General features: G+C 65.2%; 19 protein-coding genes. 8 read left to right on the top strand and 11 right to left on the bottom strand.

Features of this window, described 5'->3' with window-relative positions; all coding sequences use genetic code 11:
- Positions 1-33 precede the first annotated feature (33 nt).
- From CIT39_RS05795 to CIT39_RS05780, 4 genes are all read right to left on the bottom strand, one after another.
- The gene (locus tag CIT39_RS05795) at positions 34-861 is read right to left on the bottom strand and encodes an outer membrane beta-barrel protein (RefSeq protein WP_094973005.1); all 828 of its coding nucleotides are present in this window, start codon (positions 859-861) and stop codon (positions 34-36) included.
- 226 nt (positions 862-1,087) lie between these two features.
- Positions 1,088-2,335: an MFS transporter gene (locus CIT39_RS05790; protein WP_094973006.1), complete on the bottom strand. Its 1,248-nt coding sequence runs from the start codon at positions 2,333-2,335 to the stop codon at positions 1,088-1,090.
- A 256-nt stretch (positions 2,336-2,591) separates the two neighbouring features.
- Entirely contained in the window at positions 2,592-3,935 is a 1,344-nt protein-coding gene (gene glmM / locus CIT39_RS05785; RefSeq protein ID WP_094973007.1) for a phosphoglucosamine mutase, read from the bottom strand.
- A gap of 219 nt (positions 3,936-4,154) precedes the next feature.
- Positions 4,155-4,322 (bottom strand): hypothetical protein, encoded by a 168-nt coding sequence (locus CIT39_RS05780; protein WP_162848620.1) that lies wholly within the window; start codon positions 4,320-4,322, stop codon positions 4,155-4,157.
- Between the two features lie 114 nt (positions 4,323-4,436).
- Between CIT39_RS05780 and CIT39_RS05775 the strand changes: the two genes are divergently transcribed.
- The gene (locus CIT39_RS05775) at positions 4,437-5,573 is read left to right on the top strand and encodes an alpha-hydroxy acid oxidase (protein ID WP_094973008.1); all 1,137 of its coding nucleotides are present in this window, start codon (positions 4,437-4,439) and stop codon (positions 5,571-5,573) included.
- Positions 5,574-5,713: 140 nt separating this feature from the next.
- On the opposite strand, the gene CIT39_RS05770 is transcribed toward CIT39_RS05775, so the two are convergent.
- From CIT39_RS05770 to CIT39_RS05740, 7 genes are all read right to left on the bottom strand, one after another.
- Entirely contained in the window at positions 5,714-6,340 is a 627-nt protein-coding gene (locus tag CIT39_RS05770; RefSeq protein WP_162308366.1) for a hypothetical protein, read from the bottom strand.
- Positions 6,341-6,405: 65 nt separating this feature from the next.
- Positions 6,406-7,245, bottom strand: coding sequence for a shikimate dehydrogenase (locus CIT39_RS05765; protein ID WP_094973482.1), 840 nt, complete (start codon positions 7,243-7,245; stop codon positions 6,406-6,408).
- 111 nt (positions 7,246-7,356) lie between these two features.
- Positions 7,357-9,099, bottom strand: a complete 1,743-nt coding sequence (locus tag CIT39_RS05760; protein WP_094973010.1) for a SulP family inorganic anion transporter — start codon at positions 9,097-9,099, stop codon at positions 7,357-7,359.
- Positions 9,100-9,188: 89 nt separating this feature from the next.
- Complete coding sequence (locus CIT39_RS05755) at positions 9,189-9,461, bottom strand: helix-turn-helix domain-containing protein (protein ID WP_094973011.1); 273 nt, start codon at positions 9,459-9,461, stop codon at positions 9,189-9,191.
- Positions 9,462-9,783: 322 nt separating this feature from the next.
- Complete coding sequence (locus tag CIT39_RS05750) at positions 9,784-11,832, bottom strand: elongation factor G (protein WP_094973012.1); 2,049 nt, start codon at positions 11,830-11,832, stop codon at positions 9,784-9,786.
- A 187-nt stretch (positions 11,833-12,019) separates the two neighbouring features.
- Positions 12,020-12,502 carry a DUF992 domain-containing protein gene (locus CIT39_RS05745; protein ID WP_094973013.1) on the bottom strand — a complete coding sequence of 161 codons (483 nt, stop codon included), beginning with the start codon at positions 12,500-12,502 and terminating at the stop codon, positions 12,020-12,022.
- 158 nt (positions 12,503-12,660) lie between these two features.
- Positions 12,661-13,863 (bottom strand): pyridoxal phosphate-dependent aminotransferase, encoded by a 1,203-nt coding sequence (locus CIT39_RS05740; RefSeq protein WP_094973483.1) that lies wholly within the window; start codon positions 13,861-13,863, stop codon positions 12,661-12,663.
- A gap of 74 nt (positions 13,864-13,937) precedes the next feature.
- On the opposite strand from CIT39_RS05740, the gene CIT39_RS05735 reads away from it, so the two are divergent.
- From CIT39_RS05735 to CIT39_RS05705, 7 genes are all read left to right on the top strand, one after another.
- A complete protein-coding gene (locus CIT39_RS05735; RefSeq protein WP_162308365.1) occupies positions 13,938-14,336 on the top strand; it encodes a hypothetical protein in 399 nt (132 codons plus the stop codon).
- A 56-nt stretch (positions 14,337-14,392) separates the two neighbouring features.
- A complete protein-coding gene (locus tag CIT39_RS05730; protein ID WP_094973014.1) occupies positions 14,393-15,043 on the top strand; it encodes a glutathione S-transferase family protein in 651 nt (216 codons plus the stop codon).
- Positions 15,044-15,198: 155 nt separating this feature from the next.
- Positions 15,199-15,375: a hypothetical protein gene (locus CIT39_RS05725; protein ID WP_162848619.1), complete on the top strand. Its 177-nt coding sequence runs from the start codon at positions 15,199-15,201 to the stop codon at positions 15,373-15,375.
- Positions 15,376-15,412: 37 nt separating this feature from the next.
- Positions 15,413-15,607: a hypothetical protein gene (locus tag CIT39_RS05720; RefSeq protein ID WP_094973015.1), complete on the top strand. Its 195-nt coding sequence runs from the start codon at positions 15,413-15,415 to the stop codon at positions 15,605-15,607.
- Positions 15,608-15,736: 129 nt separating this feature from the next.
- Entirely contained in the window at positions 15,737-16,549 is an 813-nt protein-coding gene (locus CIT39_RS05715) for a PAS-domain containing protein (protein WP_094973016.1), read from the top strand.
- 71 nt (positions 16,550-16,620) lie between these two features.
- Positions 16,621-17,076 carry a GNAT family N-acetyltransferase gene (locus tag CIT39_RS05710; protein WP_094973017.1) on the top strand — a complete coding sequence of 152 codons (456 nt, stop codon included), beginning with the start codon at positions 16,621-16,623 and terminating at the stop codon, positions 17,074-17,076.
- Between the two features lie 251 nt (positions 17,077-17,327).
- The gene (locus tag CIT39_RS05705; RefSeq protein ID WP_094973018.1) at positions 17,328-18,269 is read left to right on the top strand and encodes an aldo/keto reductase; all 942 of its coding nucleotides are present in this window, start codon (positions 17,328-17,330) and stop codon (positions 18,267-18,269) included.
- The last annotated feature ends 2 nt before the right edge of the window (positions 18,270-18,271 follow it).

Here is an 18,271-nt window from a genome sequence, read left to right as displayed (position 1 = left end):
CCGTTAAGAAGTCCTAACCGATAAGTCTGCCGATCAGCCCTTGGTGACGAGCGGCGGCATGTAGGCCGGCGGGCTGTTGAGATCCCAGCGCACGCCGATCTTGACGTCGTGCGAAGTGATGTCCCTGACCTTGATCGAGGTGGGGCCCGAAGCGCTGTTGTCGAACAGGCGGTAGTTGCCGGGCGCACCGTCGCCGAGATTCATGTAGCTGTAGGCCAGTTCGACGGTGAATCCGGGATTGACCCTGTAGGCGAGACCGGCGTGGGCGGCCCAGGCCAGGTTCCACTTCCCGTTGTCGGCGAAGTAGGCGACGCTGTTGTTCAGACCGGGGCTGTACGACACGCCGTCGTCGCGGAAGCCGCTGATCTTGTTGTAGGAGCCGCCGACACCGGCGCCGATGAACGGGGTGATGCACCACCAGGTGCCGAGGTCGACGTAGGCGTTGGCCATCACGACCCACTCGGACTTGCTGCCGGTGTAGTTGTTGACGCCGACGAAGCCGGGGCCGACGACGTTGTCGCTGCCGTGCAGATTCGATTTGCCGCGATACTGGCCGATCAAGTCAGCGCGGAACCAGTTGTTGAAGCGATAGCCGACGCCGAGATCAAACAGTCCCGCCGAGTCGAAGCCGAGGCCCTCGGTCGTCTTCGAATACCCGGCCGGCAGGGCGCTCTCGATGCTCTTGGCGCGCTGGTTGGTCATGCCGACATCGCCGCGCAGATACCAGCCGCCGAAGTCGGCGGGCGGGGCGACCGGCGCGTACATGGGAGGCGGCGCCGCGATCGGCATGTCGGCAGCGAACGCCATCGACGAGATCAGGGTTGCCGCACCCGCGGCAAGGAGAGACTTAACGCTACGCATTGGCTTCGTCCTTTTGGCCGGTGAGGCAAATACACAGGCCTCACGTTCTGGAAACTCACGACGCGGACGATGCCAGCAAATGTTTAAGCGCCACTTAACCCTAATTTTTAAGGTTGATTTTTCGTGACGGCTCGCGCGCAGGGACGGGAAGCGTTGCAAAAATGCAGCGCCTCGCGCCGCAATTGCTAACGATGCGTAAAGCGGCAGTGCAGCCGGAGAGATTCCGTTAACGCGCGTGCCGCGGCAGCTTGGGCAGGAACACCGAAAGCAGGCCGATTGCGGGCAAATAGGCGCAGATCTGGTAGACGAACTCGATCGAGGTGTGGTCGGCGACCTTGCCGAGCACGGCGGCGCCCAAGCCACCGATGCCGAACGCAACGCCGAAGAACACGCCGGAGATCATGCCGAATCTGTGCGGCACCAGTTCCTGCGCGAACACGATGATCGACGACGTCGTCGAGGAGATGATCAGGCCGATGACGACCGAGAGCACCGCGCTGCCGACGAGCCCGGCATAGGGCAGCGCCAGCGTGAACGGCAGCGCGCCCAGGATCGAGATCCAGATCACGATCTTGCGGCCGAAGCGATCGCCCAAGGGACCGCCCAGAAACGCGCCGACGGCGTTCGCCGCGAGGAAGATGAAGAGGTACATCTGCGCCGCCTGCGTCGACACGCCGAACCGGTCGATCAGGTAGAAGATGTAATAGCTCGACAGGCTCGAGACATAGAGCTGTTTTGAGAACAGCAGCGCCACCAGCACGAGCAGCGCAACGACGACGCGGCGCGAGCTCGGCGCGTCGGGATGGGCCTGCACCGCCGCCGTCTTCTTCGCCTTGATCTGCGGCGCATACCAGCAGCCGATGCGCCAGAGGATGAGGATCGCGAGGAACGCGATCGAGGAGAACCAGGCGATGCTGCCCTGCCCGAACGGCACCACGATCAACGCTGCCAGCACCGGCCCCATCGAGGTGCCGAAACTACCGCCCAGCTGAAACACCGATTGCGCGAAACCGTAGCGCCCGCCGGAGGCAAGCCGCGCGATGCGCGCGGACTCCGGGTGAAACACCGCCGAGCCGAGGCCGACCAGCGCGGCGGCGACGAGAATGACGAGATATTGGTGCGCGGCGCTGAGCAGCAAGAGGCCGAAGAAGGTCGAGGCCATGCCGATCGCCAGCGAATAAGGCTGCGCCTTCTTGTCGGTGTAGTGGCCGACCACCGGCTGCAGCAGCGAGGCCGTGAACTGGAAGGCCAGCGTGATCATGCCGATCTGCGCGAAGTCGAGCGCGTAGGTGTCCTTCAGGATCGGATACACCGAGGCGATCAGCGATTGCATCGTGTCGTTGAGGAAGTGCGAGAAACTGATGCCGGCGAGCACGACATAGGCGGGCCCTGCCGCTTTGGCGGCGGGTGCCAACTCAGCGACGACGACGGGCTCGGTCAGCGTTTCCTCTGAGACGACGACAGGCTTGTTCAATTGAGCGTCCCGGCAGGCGCGGCGAACCGCCGCACTGTCTAACTACGATGCAAGCTGCGGCCGAACCACCGCCAATCGTCGATGGCTGGAATGCGCTTCCTGCTCCGGGTTCACCTCTGCGGAACAGCGCGGCCTGCATGGTTCGAGACGCTCGCCTTTGGCGGGCTCCTCACCATGAGGGTCTGGGATTTCGCGAGAAGCACGACCTCATCCTGAGGAGCCCGCGAAGCGGGCGTCTCGAAGAATGGCTGCGAGCTCAGGCGGCCGCCTGCCCCAGGGCGGAGACGATGGTGTCGACGACGTCCTCGACCAGGATGCGGTCTTCGCCCTCGCCCATGACGCGGATCACGGGCTCGGTGCCGGAGGAGCGGATCAAGAGGCGGCCGTGACCGTTGAGGCGCTTCTCGCCGTCGGAGATCGCCGATTTGACGTCGGAATCGTCGAGCGGCTTGCCGCCCTTGTGGCGGACGTTCTTGAGGATCTGCGGCAGCGGATCGAAGCGGTGGCAGACTTCCGACACCGGCCGGCGCAGCTTCTGCACCACCGCGAGCACTTGCAGCGCAGCGACAAAACCGTCGCCGGTGGTGGCGTAATCGGACAGGATGATGTGGCCCGACTGCTCGCCGCCGAGATTGTAGCCGCCGTTCAGCATCTGCTCGAGCACGTAGCGGTCGCCGACGGGCGTGCGCACCAGATCGAGCCCCTGCCCTTTCAGGAAGCGCTCGAGCCCGAGATTGGACATCACGGTGGCGACGATGCCGGGACGCGACAGGCGGCCGTCTTCCTTCCAGCTCTGCGCGATCACCGCCAGCAGCTGGTCGCCGTCGACGACATGGCCGCGCTCGTCGACAAGGATGACGCGGTCGGCGTCACCATCGAGCGCGATGCCGATGTCGGCGCGCATCTCGCGCACCTTCCGCGACAGAGCTTCCGGCGAGGTCGAGCCGCAATCCTTGTTGATGTTGAAGCCGTCGGGCTCGACGCCGATCGGCACCACGTCTGCGCCCAATTCCCACAGCGCTTCCGGCACCACCTTGTAGGCCGCGCCGTTGGCGCAATCGATCACGACGCGCAGGCCGTCGAGCGAGAGGTCGCGCGGCAAGGTACGCTTGGCGAATTCGATGTAGCGGTCATGCACGCCGTCGATACGGCGGGCACGGCCCAGGCTCGCGCTCTGTGCGAGCCGCTTCTCGATGGGCTCGTCGAGCAGCAGCTCGATCTGCTTCTCGACGTCGTCCGAGAGCTTGAAGCCCTGTGGGCCGAACAGCTTGATGCCGTTGTCCTCGAACAGATTGTGCGAGGCCGAGATCATCACGCCGAGATCGGCGCGCATCGACTTGGTCAGCATCGCGACCGCCGGCGTCGGCATCGGCCCGACCAGCAGCACGTCCATGCCGACCGAGGTGAAGCCAGCGACCATGGCGTATTCGATCATGTAGCCGGACAGACGGGTGTCCTTGCCGATCACGACCCGGTGGCGGTGGTCACCGCGCTGAAACGCAAGGCCTGCGGCCTGGCCGACCTTGAGCGCGAGCTCCGGCGTGATCAGTCCGTTGGCGCGGCCCCGAATCCCGTCCGTCCCGAAATATTTGCGGCTCATATCGTCCCCCAAGCAACAACCAGGGGATCCCCTCTACAACCACGGGCTGCCCGAACGGGACCCGCATCCCTGATTTGCTGGGGTCTTATAAGCCTTGCGCGGCTAACTTGGCTTCAAAAAATATGATGAATCATTACGGAACCGGGGCGTCGCCGCTCCGGTAAGATCTTGTTAACATTATATTTCCTGCCCATGGCGCCGGAACAGGGCGGAACCGCTTCAATCACTGCGCTTCACGTGGCCGTCGCCGCGGCTCGGAGCCGGCTGGGTGACGTTGACGGGATCGGAGCCGGGAAAGGTCTCTTCCAGGCCCTCTTCGAGGGCTTCCTCGAGATCATGCTTCTCCTTGATCTCTTCCGGCGAAAGTCCAGCGTGCGGCTTCGTCATGACGCCCTCCTGCAAAACGTTCTGCAAACGGATTTGGCTGTGCGGCCAACCATGCTAGATGACCCCGAAATCTTCCAATGCAAGACTGCGTAGAAGACGGGCCGGGGAACGATCATGAAGCATATCACCTGTATCGACGATCTTCGCGCGCTGCATAAGCGCCGCGTGCCGAAGGCGTTCTTCGACTATTGCGACCGCGGCTCCTATGCCGAGGAGACGTTGCGGGCCAACCGCGAGGACATGCAGGCGATCAAGTTCCGCCAGCGCATCCTGGTCGACGTCTCCAAGCGCGACACCTCGACCACGATCCTCGGCGAGCCCTCGACCATGCCGCTGATGCTGGCGCCCGTCGGCCTGCTCGGCATGCAGCATGGCGACGGCGAGATCCACGCCTGCCGCGCCGCGCAGGCGGCGGGCATCCCGTTCACGCAATCGACCATGTCGATCTGCTCGATCGAGGACATCGCCGCCAATGTCGAGAAGCCGTTCTGGTTCCAGCTCTACGTCATGAAGGACCGCGGCTTCATCAAGGAATTGATCCAGCGCGCGATGGCGGCCAAGTGCAGCGCGCTGGTGCTCACCGTGGACCTCCAGGTGATCGGCCAGCGCCACGCCGACATCAAGAACGGCATGACGGTGCCCCCCGAGTGGTCGCTGTCGAAACTGCTGGATTTCGCCAGCAAGCCCGCCTGGGTCTCCGGGGTGCTGCAAGGCAAGCGCCGCACCTTCGGCAACATCGCCGGCCACGTGAAGAACACCGAGGATCTCAATCGCCTCGCCGAGTGGACGGCCTCGCAGTTCGACACCTCGCTGAACTGGAAGGACGTCGAGTGGGTCCGCAGCATCTGGCCGGGCAAGCTCGTCATCAAGGGTATCCTCGACGTCGAGGATGCCGAGGAAGCCGCCAAGACCGGCGCGCAGGCCCTCGTCGTCTCCAACCATGGCGGCCGTCAGCTCGACGGCGCGCCGTCCTCGATCGAAGTGCTGCCCGAGATCGCGGATGCGGTCGGTGACAGGATGGAGATCATGTTCGACGGCGGCATCCGCTCCGGCCAGGACGTGATGCGCGCGCTCGCGCTCGGCGCAAAGTCCTGCATGCTCGGCCGCGCCTACGCCTACGGCCTGGGCGCCGGCGGCCAGGCCGGCGTCGCCAAGGCGATCGACATCATCCAGAAGGAGCTGCTCACCACCATGGGCCTTTGCGGCGTCAACCGGATCGACGAGATCGACGATCATGTGATCGCGATGTGAGGTGCCGCAGGGTGGGCAAAGCGGCTTGTCCGCCTAGCTCGAGAGCGAAGGCGGAAGCGTGCCCACCACCTTTCGCGGAGCGAGAAAAGACGTGGGCACGACGCAAGTGCGCCTTTGCCCACCCACCGATTGCCGTCCCCTCACATCGGCGGCGTCAGGCCGTCGCGGCCGACGCTGACGCGGTTGGTCTCGAACGAGCCGTCCGGCAATTGCTTCATGAAGGCGATGACCTTGGCGCCCGGCTTCAACTCGGATTTGTCGCTCGGCACGAAGGTCACCACCGGCGTGTTGTCGGCGACGAAGACTTTCTTCTCGCCGTCCTTGTACTTGACGAGCAGCGTATGCCCATCGTTGCCGACGACGCTTTCCGCCACGGTCGCATTGGTCATGCTGGAGTTGGGCTTGAGGTCCCAGGGCCGCGAGCCCTCGCCGGTGCCACGCATGCTCTCCGGAAAGACGTGCACCTCGACGGCGTTCTGGCCACCGTCCGGTCCCGGCACCGTGGTCGCACCGATGAACGAACCCGGCTTGATGTCGGCGAGTGAAATTTTGGTAATGCCTGACACGTTGACATCAGGCGCGATGCGCAGCTTGACGTCCTCGCCGCTGCGCGACTTGACCTGCATGGTGTCGCCGTTGACGGCTTCGATGGTGCCGCGCACCCGCGTCGGCACCGGCGCCCTTTGGGCGAAGGCGCAGTAGGTCGAGACGGCCACCATCGCGACGGCGATCAGTGGACGTGTGAAAGTTGCACGTTGAACAGGCATGACGGTCTCCGATTGTCCCACGACGGTAGAACTCCGGAGATGGTGTGCTATTCGCCGCGTCCCTCTCAAGTCTTTGTGAGATCGGCCTCGACCAATGCGCGCAGCTCGGCGGTGACCTCCGGCCGCCGGCCGAACCAAAGCTCGAAGCCGCGTACCGCCTGATGCAGCAGCATGCCGAGCCCGTCGGCGGTCTTCAAGCCACGTGCATTTGCGGCGGCGAGCAGCGGCGTCACCAGCGGCACATAGACGAGGTCGGCCACCACCGCCGCCTGCGGCAGGCGCGCGACATCGACATCGAGTGAGGGCTGGCCGTGCATGCCGAGCGAGGTCGTATTCACGAGAAGTTTTGCACGCGGCAGCACGTCGTCGATCCCGTCCCACCTCACGGGATGCACGTTCGGCCCGAACTGTCCTGCCAGCGTCTCAGCCCGCGCGATGGTGCGATTGGCCAGATGGATGCGCTTGATCCCACGCTCGAGCAGGCCGAACACGACCGCCCGCGAGGAGCCGCCGGCGCCGAGCACCAGCGCCTCCTCGGCGGCATCCCAGCCGGGCGCGCTGGCGTCGAGATTGCCGATAAAGCCTTCGACGTCTGTGTTGGTCGAGCGCAGCTCTCCGTCGGCAAACCACAGCGTGTTCGCCGCGCCGACGGCCCTGGCGCGGGCGTCGGGCGCCGACAGCGCCAGCACGCCTTCCTTGTGCGGGATGGTGACGTTGGCCCCGACGAAGCCGCGCAGCGACAGCCGCAGCACGAAATCCCTGAGGTCCTCGGGCGGCACCGCCTCGATGACATAGCCGCCCTCGATGCCCAACGTGCGCAGCCAGTAATGATGGATCAGCGGCGAGCGCGAATGCGCGGCCGGCCATCCGATCAGACAGGCTGCAGGAGCTTTGGGCACAGTCATCGTTTCCTCGGTGTCGTATCCGAGGCGATCCATTTCGCGTCGCGCCCGCTCTGTCAAGCGCGCGGGCGCCGCAGCGTCGGTCAAGCCAGCCGGCGCGAGAGCGGCGCGCCGTCAGCTCGCGGCAGCCTCCTCGCCCGCGCCGCCCTTGATGTCGGCAATGGCGCGCTCGAGGCTCTGGCGATAGCGCGCCCGCGGCGGCGTCACGCCATGGGTGAGCAGCGCGCGGCGAACCGTGGGCGAGGCCCCCGTGATGAACAGCCGGATGCCCTGGCGGTGGGCCTTGGCGGCGACGCGGCCAAGCACGTTGGCGGCCGTCGAATCCAGGAACGGCACCGCGGCGAAATCGACCACGAAGGCCTTGCGCTTGTCGGCGACCTCGTCGAGCACGCCTCCGATCGCGGAGGCCGCACCGAAGAAGAACGCGCCGGTGATTCGATAGACCAGCACGTCGCGATCGACCGCAAGCGCAGGATCGTAGCGAACGCGATCGCCGTTGCCGTCGTCGGGACGGTCGCCGGCGACCAGTGGCGAGCGTTCCTCGATGCCCGTCATCTCCGCCATGCGATGGATGAACAGCACCGCGCCGAGCGCGAAGCCGACCAGGATGCCTTCGGTGAGATCGCGGAAGATCGTCAGCAGGAAGGTCGCCAGCAACACGACGGCATCGCCCCATGACGAACGCAGCAGCGTGGCGAATTCATGCTTCTCCGCCATGGTCCAGGCCACCACGACCAGAACCGAGGCGAGCGCGGCCAGCGGGATGTAACTTGCGAGCGGCGCCGCGATCAGCATGAACAGCAGCAGGAACACGGAGTGCAGCATGCCTGCCAGCGGCCCGCGCGCGCCGGCGCGGATGTTGGTGGCGGTACGCGCGATCAGGCCGGTGACGCAGATGCCGCCGAACAGCGCCGAGCCGATATTGGCGGCGCCTTGCGCCACCAGCTCGCAATTGGAGCGGTGACGGCGCCCGGTCATGCCGTCGGCCACCACCGCCGACAACAGCGATTCGATGGCGGCCAGCAGCGCGAACGAGATCGCATCCGGCAGCACGGCGGTCGCCTTCGCAACCGAGAACGTCGGCAGCGCCGGCGAGGGCAATTCGCGCGGAATGCCGCCGAAGCGCGAGCCGATGGTTTCCACCGGCAGCGACAGTACGGCACATGCGACGGCCGCTAGCACGACCGCGATCAGGATGCCGGGCCAGGACGGCCGCCAGATCCGCAGGGCCGCGATGATGGCGATGCTGACGATGGCGATCGCAACTGCGGATGGATTGATGGTGTTGAGGCTGCCAGCAAGCGCGACCAGCTTTGGAACGAACTCGCTGGGCTCTTTCCCCGCAAGCGTGATCCCGCCGAGATCGCGGAGCTGGCTGGCGAAGATGATCACGGCGATGCCGGCGGTGAAGCCGACCGTCACCGGATAGGGAATGAACTTGATGTAAGTGCCGATCCGCAGGAATCCGGCGGCAACCAGGAAAAGCCCTGCCATCAGAGTGGCGAGAATGACGCCGTCGGCGCCGTGGCGCTCCGCGGTCGCTGCGACCAGGACGATGAACGCGCCGGCGGGTCCGCCGATCTGGAACCGGCTACCGCCGAGCAGCGAAGCGATGAAGCCGCCGACCACAGCGGTGTAAAGGCCGCGGTCCGGCGTCACGCCCGAGGCGATCGCGATCGCCATCGACAGCGGCAGCGCCACGATCGCAACCGTCAGCCCCGCGAAGACGTCGGCGCGGAGATCCGCAAGACCATAGCCCTCGCGCCATACGGTCACGAGCTTTGGCAAATAGAGTTCGGTAAAGGTCGGCTGACGACGCCCGTGCAGCTTGCCTGCGTGTTCGCCCGTGATGCTCATGCCCACAATGCTCCGATGCATCGTGCGGCCGCGTATCGGGGCGCGACGGTGCGTTGGTTCAACCTGCTCCGAGCATGATCATCGCGGGATCACGCTCCCACCCGGCGTGGCGGCCCCGGCTCTTTCAGCCGAACACCACGTCCGCCGCCTTCGCTGCGCGCCTGTTCGCCGATCAGCTCGACGCCGGCCCGCTCGAACGCATCGACCACCCGCATCAGGGTCTCGACCACGCCACGAACGTTGCCGGTGCTCGCCTCCATCCGCTGGATGGTCGGCAACGACACGCCTGCGAGTTCCGCCAAGGTTCTCTGGTCAATGCCGAGCAGCGCGCGGGCTGCCCGCATCTGGAATGACGTGATCACCTTGGCCTCACGTATGAAAGCTTATATGTGATATCTAGAACATGTACAATGATGTAAAATACATCATCTGGCGATAAGCGCAAGGGCCGCCGCGTCCAGAAACACCGCTCTCGTGTCCCGGACGCAGCGCAGCACGCCCGGCGATGCGAAGCATCGTCCGGTGTGATGCGCTGCAGAGCCGGGACCCAAGCAACCGCGAAGTCCGTGGCTTTCTGGGTCCCGGCTCAGCGCAGCAATGCTGCGCATCGCAGCGCGTCCGGGACACGCTGTAGGGATCAGCGCACCCTCCCCCCGCGAGCGCGGAGAGAGTTGCGTCGACAGCTCACGCCGCGTGCTGATGCGCGGCGATGATCTGGTCGGCGGCGCGGCCGGTGACTTCGGCCATGTGGTCGAACGTGCGGGTGAAGCTGCCGGCGCCGGCGGTGGCCGAGCGCAGCTCCACGATCAGTTCGCCGATCTCGGCTTCCGGCATCATGGCGCGGACGCAGTCCCAGCCGCCCCAGCCGTCACGCGTGTCGAAGCCGAGGATCTGGCCGCGCCGCGCCGACAGGATCGCGTTGATCTTGGCGGTGGCCTCGGTCGGGCAGACGATCTCGACCACGTGGATCGGCTCCAGCAGCACCGACTGGCACAGCGGCAGGCCTTCGTTCAGTCCGATCCGCGCCGCCGTGCGGAAGGCGAGGTCGGAGGAATCGACGCTGTGATAGGAGCCGTCGGTCAGCGTCACCTGCAAATCGGTGACGGGGAAACCGAGCGGACCTCGCGTCAATCCGTCGACGACACCTTCTTCCACCGCGCCGATGTAATTGCGCGGCACGGCGCCACCAACGACCTTCTCGGCGAACTTGAAGCCCTCGCCGCGCGGCAACGGCCTGATGTCGAGCACGACGTCGCCAAATTGGCCGTGGCCGCCGGACTGCTTCTTGTGTCGGCCGCGCTGAACGATCTGCTTGCGGATGGTCTCCTGATAGCCGATGGCGGGTGGATGCGAGGTGATCTTGACGCCGAAGCGGTCGCGCAGCCGCTCGCCGGCGACGCGCAGATGCATTTCGCCCTGCCCCCACAGCACGGTGTCGTGGGTCTGGGCGTTCATCACGATGACGAGCGAGGGATCCTCCTCGTGCAGCCGCGTCAGCGCCTGCCCGAGCTTGACGTCGTCCTTGCGATCGGTGGCCGCAACCGAGATCGCGAGCACCGGCGGCGTCGGCTCCGCGACCGCGAGCGCCGCAGGCGGGGTCTTGCCGCTCGAGACCGTGTCGCCGGTCTTGATCGAATCGAGCTTGGCGAGCGCCACCGTGTCGCCGGCTTCGGCCGCGGTACGCTTGGTGTCGTAGGCGCCGTTGACGGAGAGGATGCCGGAGATGCGGCCCGGTCCTCCGGAAGCGGATTGCAGCGTGGCGCCGTCGTCGAGATGGCCGGCGAGCAGCCGCGTCAATGACAGTTTGCCGCCATGCTGCGAATGCAGCGTCTTGAACACGAAGCCGAGCGCATCCCTGGTCTCGGCAACGCCGAGACGTTTTGCGGTCTCCGCTATTCCCGGCGCCTCGTGGCGCAGGGCCTTCATCAGGCGCAGCACACCGTTCTCGCGCGCGGCAGCGCCCAGCAGCACGGGGCAGATCAGCCCTTCGCGCAATTCACGGGCGAGATCGTCGAACACGGCGTCACGCGGCGGCTGGATGTCTTCGAGCAGCTGCTCCATCAGCGCGTCGTCGTGATCGGCGAGCTTCTCCAGCATCGAGAAACGGGCTTCCTTCTCGCGATCGAGATCGCCGCCTTCGAGCGCGACCACCTCGGAGGCCTTGTGCTCGCGATAGACGAAGGCGCGTTCCAGCGCGAGATCCACGAAGCCCTCGATCAGCTCGTCCTTCCAGATCGGGATCTGGCGCAGCACCAGCGGCACGCGCGAGGCGGGCTGGAGCGTTGCGAGCGTCTCGCGGATGCGCTTGTTGGCGCGGTCGATCTTGTTGAGGAACAGGAAGCGCGGGATCTTCATCTCCTCCAGCTCGCGCAGGATGATCTGAAGCTGCGGCAGCTTCTTCTCGTCGGCCTCGCAGACCACGATCGCGGCATCGACCGCGGGCAGCGCGGCGCGCATGTCGTGGGCGAACTCGACGGAACCGGGACAATCGAGGAAGGTATAGCTGTCGCCCATGAAACTCGTGGTGGCGGCAGTCAGGCCGACGCTCATCTTGTGATGACGGGCCTCGGGCGTGGCGTCGCCGACGGAGGTTCCGGCATCGACGCTGCCGGCGCGCGGGATTGCGCCCGTTCGCGCCAGGATTGCTTCCAGAAGTGTGGTTTTACCGCTTTGGAAAGGGCCCACCAGCGCAATGCACCGTGGACCTCGGGGACTTCTGACGTCTTGTCCCATTCGCCGCCTCCTTGGTGTGGAGCTCGGCCCATGATTGGGTCGGCAAGCGCAGATGCTCTGCCCGTCCCCGAGATTTGGCAAGCGTCAAACGTCGCTGCGGTGCGTAGTCAGTTGTTTGTTACCGCTATCGCGCGGTGTTCACCTCTCCACGATGGGGAGAGGTGAACCAACACCTCCAGCGAGGCGCTTAACGGCCCGGACGGAGTTCCAGGCTTTCGAGGCCGGCGGCAATGTTGAGGCCGACCTGGCCCTGCAGGCTGAGCGGCTGCAGCGCGATCGAATTGTTCGAGCCGCCGATCAGCACGTTGCCGCCAAGGCCGACGCCGACCGAGGCGCTGCCCTGCGCGCCCGCATAATTGCCCGCGAGGTCGCCGGGGCCAAGCCGGTCGACCGGCGCGAACACGCCCCAGGCCAGCGCCGTCTCCTGGGTGATGCCGATGTCGAGACCCACTTTGCGGATCGTCGCGACGTAGCGATCCTCGGGCAAGCCGTCGGCGCGCAGCACGCAGCCGAGATGGGTCACGGAGCCCACGATCAAGCCGACGCTGGCGCCGCCGCGGCATTCGAGCACACCGACCCGCACCATCCGCTGCTGCTGTGCGCCGCTGCTGGCGACGGAGGCAACGAGGCTGACTGCGGCGAGCCCGGCGAAGATGAACGAACGGCGCATGAAATATCTCCGGCGATGAATGTGATGCGAGCATTGGAAGGTGCAGTACAAGTCACGCAGAAGTCCTATGCCACAAGAGTGATGCCGGTGCCAGATTTCGCGAAGCAATAAAAAAGGCCCGCCGAAGCGGGCCTTGTCGAAATCCTGTCGCGACAGGCTCAGCGCAAATTACCGCAAAAACGCTGGATGCGCTTGCAGGCGTCTTCGAGGTCCGAGGTCTTGGTTGCGTAGGAGATGCGGAAAGCCGGACCGAGGCCGAAGGCCGAACCCTGCACGACGGCAACGCCTTCGGTCTCGAGCAACTCGGTCACGAAGGTTTCGTCATTGTCGATCACCTTGCCCGACGGCGCGGTCTTGCCGATCGTGCCCGCGCAGGACGGATAGACGTAGAAGGCGCCTTCGGGACGCGGGCATTCGATGCCCTTGGCCTGGTTGAGCATGGAGACCACGAGGTCGCGGCGCTCCTTGAACACCTTGTTGTTGGCGGGGATGAAGTCCTGCGGACCGTTCAGCGCTTCCACCGCGGCCCACTGGGCAATCGACGACGGGTTCGAGGTCGACTGCGACTGGATCGTCGCCATCGCCTTGATCAGCTGAACTGGGCCGCCGGCATAGCCGATGCGCCAGCCGGTCATGCAATAGGCCTTCGACACGCCGTTCACGGTGAGGGTGCGGTCGTAGAGTTTCGGCTCGACCTGCGCGACAGTGGTGAAGACGAAATCGTCGTAGACGAGGTGCTCGTACATGTCGTCGGTCATCACCCAGACATGCGGATGCTTGACCAGCACGTCGGTGAGCGCCTTCAGCTCGGCCCTGGTGTAGGCCGCGCCGGTCGGGTTCGAGGGTGAGCACAGGATGACCCATTTGGTCTTCGGCGTGATCGCGCGTTCGAGCGCCTCGGCCTGGAGCTTGAAGCCGGTCGCTGCGGTGCAGACCACCGGCACCGGCTCGCCGCCGGCGAGCGCCACCATCTCGGGGTAGCTGACCCAGTAGGGCGCGGGAATGATCACCTCGTCGCCCGGATTGATGGTCGCCATCAGCGCGTTGTAGAGCACCTGCTTGCCGCCGGTGCCGACGATGATCTGGTTCGGCTTGTAGGTGAGACCGTTCTCGCGCTGAAACTTGCCGATGATGGCTTCCTTCAACTCGGGAATGCCGTCGACTGCGGTGTACTTGGTCTTGCCGGCTTCGATGGCGTGGATTGCCGCCAGCTTGATGTTGGCGGGCGTGTCGAAGTCGGGCTCGCCGGCGCCTAGGCCGATGACGTTGCGGCCCGCCGCTTTCAGCGCACGTGCTTTATCCGTGACCGCGATGGTCGCGGACGGCTTCACACGGTCGAGCGCAGCGGCAAGGAAGGACATCGTCATCTCCTGACAAGCGTCGTGAACCCTTTGGCCTCACGACTCCGATTGTGGGAATGGAGACACCCTAAAACGTGTGCCGCTGCACCGCAAGAAACTTCGGCCAGATCTCGGAAAAACTTACGGATCTGGAGCGGTTCAAGCAGCGATTTCCAGCAATTTTCCGCAACTTTACCGCACGAATCGCTCATATTTCAGAAGGCTTGTCCTCGGAGCAATATTTGCGCGTTGCAGTCATCATGAAATCGATACGCCGTCATGCCCGGGCTTGTCCTGGCCATGACGAGCAGAGACACATATCGTCCAACCCGCACACGATCACGCGACGCGATGCGTCGCATGTTGACGCAAGCGTGAACTGCGTTGCATGGCCGCACGGAAATGATCTTCCCCTGCATTGCAGTGCGGTAGGGTTTTCGAGTTTTTCTATTGGCCGGCCCTTGCGGCGGATTCGCATCGGCATCATTGTTTAGCCGCGTCGCGGGGCAACAAGCGCCGCGCCTCCCCGTCTTTCGGATTCATTCCCAGAATGTACAAGCTCTATTCGATGCAACGCTCGGGCAACAGCTACAAGGTCCGCCTTGCGCTGGCGCTGCTGAACGTGCCTTACGAAGCGGTCGAGGTAGACATTCTGCGCGGCGAGAGCCGCACGCCTGACTTTCTGACCAAGAACCCGTCGGGACAGGTACCGCTGCTCGAGGTCGGCGACGACCGCTTTCTCGCCGAGTCCAATGCCATCCTCTGGTACGTCGCCGTCGGCACGCCGCTCGCACCGGAGAACCGCATCGACCGAGCCGAGGCGCTGCAATGGATGTTCTTCGAGCAGCACGCACTCGAGCCGAACATCGGCGCAGCCTATTTCTGGCTGTCGCTGGTCAAGGGCGGCCGCGACCTCCAGACCCATTCGCTGGAGGACTGGATGGAGCGCGGCTATGGCGCGCTTCAGGTGATGGAGAATCACCTCAAGACCAACGCCTATTTCGCCGCGCGCCAACTGACCGTCGCCGACATCGCGCTGTACGGCTACACCCACCTCGCCGACCGCTGCGACTTCGATCTTTCGACCTTCCCGGCGATCCGCGACTGGCTGAGGCGGGTGGAGGCTGCGCCGGGCTTCGTGCCGATGGACTGGCGGCCGGCCGACGTCGACGATCCCGCCAGCATTGCCGCCGGCGCCTGAGCGCGTCATGCGCTCCGGCGAATAGCGGGCACAAGCGCCATCTTTGCCGCATTGTCGCCATTTTCAGCAGGATAGCCGCCGCAATATTGCCGGTTGAAACTGGGAAATTCCGGAAGGTCGCGGGTGATTCGCTCGCGTGTTGAAGGATTTAGACCATGATACGGGCGTCCGGCACGGCAGGCTTTCAGGGCCAACCCGCTACCGTTTCGTCTTCCCGGCTGACCAACGCGGTCGCGGCCTCGCTCGCCATCGCCGCGCTCTCGCTGTGCCTGATCGTCACCCTGACGGTGCTGTCGACCAAGGCGACCATGGCGATGGGCCTGCCGGTCTGATCCCCGTTTCATCCTGGACCCGCTTTCAAGGCGCCGCGTGGCCCGCGCCGACCGGCATCGCGACAGGACGTTGATGAAATCACCCGTGGTAGTCGTTGCAATCACCCTGACTGCGGCCATCCTCGTCGCGGCGTCGCTGTTGATATTCGTCGGCACGCGCAAAGGCCCGGGGATATCCACGCTGAACGCGCCCGCGCTGCAACAGCGCGAGCGGTCCGTGCATTTAGTCTAAAAACAACCGAAAGCTTTGCACTTGCAGGCAAGCGCACCTTAAGCGCCCCGCACGAAATCGCATTGCGCTCCTGCAACCATGGGTCAGTCTGGCGGCCTTATCTCGTTCAGGGAGGAACGGGCCAGGCTCATGCGGTTCGGATGGCGTGCCATTTCCGGTCCGGCGCTGACGGCAGCGATCACGCTGCTGGCGATCCTGCTCGATCGTTTTGTCCCCGTCCCCTCGCCTGCGCCGCTGTTCGTCTGCGTCATAGCCTTGGCCGGCGCATTGTCGGGCTTCGCCTCCGCCATGAGCAGCGCGGCGCTCGCGGTGATCGGCGCAGCGCTGCTGTTCCTCGCCCACGGCGCCGGCCCGTTCCATGCGCCGGCAGATCTGCTCCAACTCGGCCTGCTCGCGATCGCGGCTGCCGCCACCGCGGGGATCACCGGCGTGATGCGCGCGCGGCTGCTCGGCAGGTTCGCGACCGAGCGCCGGAGCCACGCCGCGGCGGCACGGTTGTCGGCAGCGCTCGACCAAGTCGATATCGGCATCGTGCTGCTCGATGCCGAGACGCGGGCCGAGTTCATCAACCGCGCGTTCCGCGATTATTTCGCGGTGCCGGACGAGATCGCCGACGGCAAGCCGCCCTTCATCGCGCTGATGTATCACGGCCGCGACACCGGCGCGTTCGAGCTGCCTGAGGACGAGCTCGGTACCTTCATCGCGCAGCGCATGGAGATGGTGCGGATCGGCGATGCCACGCCGATCAACATCGCCTTGCGCAACGGCGAGGTGCTGCGCTTCGTCTGCACCGCCCTGCCCGACGGCGGACGCATGCTCAGTTACACGCCGGTGACCGACCTCGTGCGCCACACCGACGCGCCCTCACGGGCCGACTACTACCGCTCGCTGCGCGATCCTGCCGGCCGCAGGCTGATCCGGTACCTGCGCGTCGCGGAGTGATGCGACTTGCGATTGATCGGCACGCCCGTCTTCACGTATGAAGGACCTCCCATCGATCGCAGGAAATTCACATGTCGCTCACCATTCGCGCCGTCACCAGGCAGGACTATGATCAATGGCTGCCGCTGTGGAACGGCTACAACGCTTTCTACGGCCGCTCCGGCCCGACCGCGCTGGCACCCGAGATCACGCGCGTGACGTGGCAGCGTTTCTTCGATGCCTACGAGCCGGTGCATGGGTTGGTCGCCGAGAGCGACGGCAAGCTGCTCGGCATGACGAACTACCTGTTTCATCGCAGCACCACGGCGATCGAGCCGTCATGCTATCTGCAGGACCTGTTCACCTCCGAAGGAGCGCGCGGCAAGGGCGTCGGCGCGGCGTTGATTCACGGCGTGTACGAGCGGGCGAAACTGGCGGGATCGCCGCGCGTCTATTGGCAGACGCACGAGACCAATCTCACGGCGCAGCGCCTGTACGACAAGGTCGCGGAGCGTTCCGGCTTCATCGTCTATCGCAAGCTGTTCTGATCCCCGCGCGCACCTGTGGATAACTCCGCCTGTCACCCGCGCGTAACATAGCCGGACTACGCTGCACCTGCGTCTGATCAGGCCCCCCGTCACCGATCAAGCGCCCCAAGCGGTCCCCGTCAGTCGCCGCGTCTGACAGGGGCCGCATTTTTTTGTCCGCTTTGTTGGCATGGCAGCAGCGCGGCGCGCGCCTTGCTGCTGCGGCGCACGATGGTCACAATGGGTGGCTGCTCTCTCTGACAGGGTCCACCATGGAAATTCGCAATCTCGGCGCCTCCGGCCTTCGTGTGTCCGCGGTCGGGCTCGGCTGCAACAATTTCGGCCAGCGCACGGATCTGGAGACCTCGCGCAAGGTGATCCATCGCGCGCTCGATCTCGGCATCACGCTGTTCGACACCGCCGACATCTATTCGAACATGGGCGGCTCGGAGACCGTGCTCGGCGCAGTGCTGGGCGATCGTCGCAAGGACATCGTGCTGGCGACGAAATATTCCAAGCCGATGGCCGAGGACGGCACCAGGCAGGGCGCCTCGCGCCGCTATATCATGGACGCCGTGGAAGCGAGCCTGAAGCGGCTGAAGACCGATTACATCGATCTCTACCAGCAGCACGACTATGACCCGCTGACACCGATCGAGGAGAGCCTGCGCGCGCTCGACGATCTCGTCCGCCAGGGCAAGGTGCGCTACATCGGCAATTCGAACTTTCCGGCCTGGCGCGTCGCTGAAGCCGAGTACGTCGCGCGCGCGATGAATGTCAGCCGCTTCGTCTCCTGCCAGGACGAATACTCGCTCGTCGTGCGCGACATCGAGAAGGACCTGCTGCCGGCAGCAACGGAATACAAGCTCGGCCTGTTGCCATTCTTCCCGCTCGCGAGCGGACTTCTGACCGGCAAGTACCGCAAGGGCGAGGCCGCGCCCGGCGATACCCGCTTCGGCAAGATGGAACGGCTGCGCGACCGCTACGTCACGCCCCGCAACGAGGACATCGTCGAAAAGCTCCAGGCCTTCGCCAAGGCGCGCGGCCACAGCATGCTCGAGCTCGCCTTCTCCTGGCTCGCCGCCCGCCCGCAGGTGTCGAGCGTGATCGCCGGCGCCACCCGCGTCGAGCAGATCGAGCAGAACGCCAAGGCGATCGCCTGGAAGCTCAGTGCCGAGGAGATGGCGGAGATCGACAAGATCACCCTGGGCTGACG

Origin of the sequence: Bradyrhizobium symbiodeficiens (assembly GCF_002266465.3) — a bacterium.
GTDB classification, from domain to species: domain Bacteria; phylum Pseudomonadota; class Alphaproteobacteria; order Rhizobiales; family Xanthobacteraceae; genus Bradyrhizobium; species Bradyrhizobium symbiodeficiens.
Note: the sequence above shows the minus strand (reverse complement) of the source record. Positions and strands in the feature narration are given on the sequence as shown.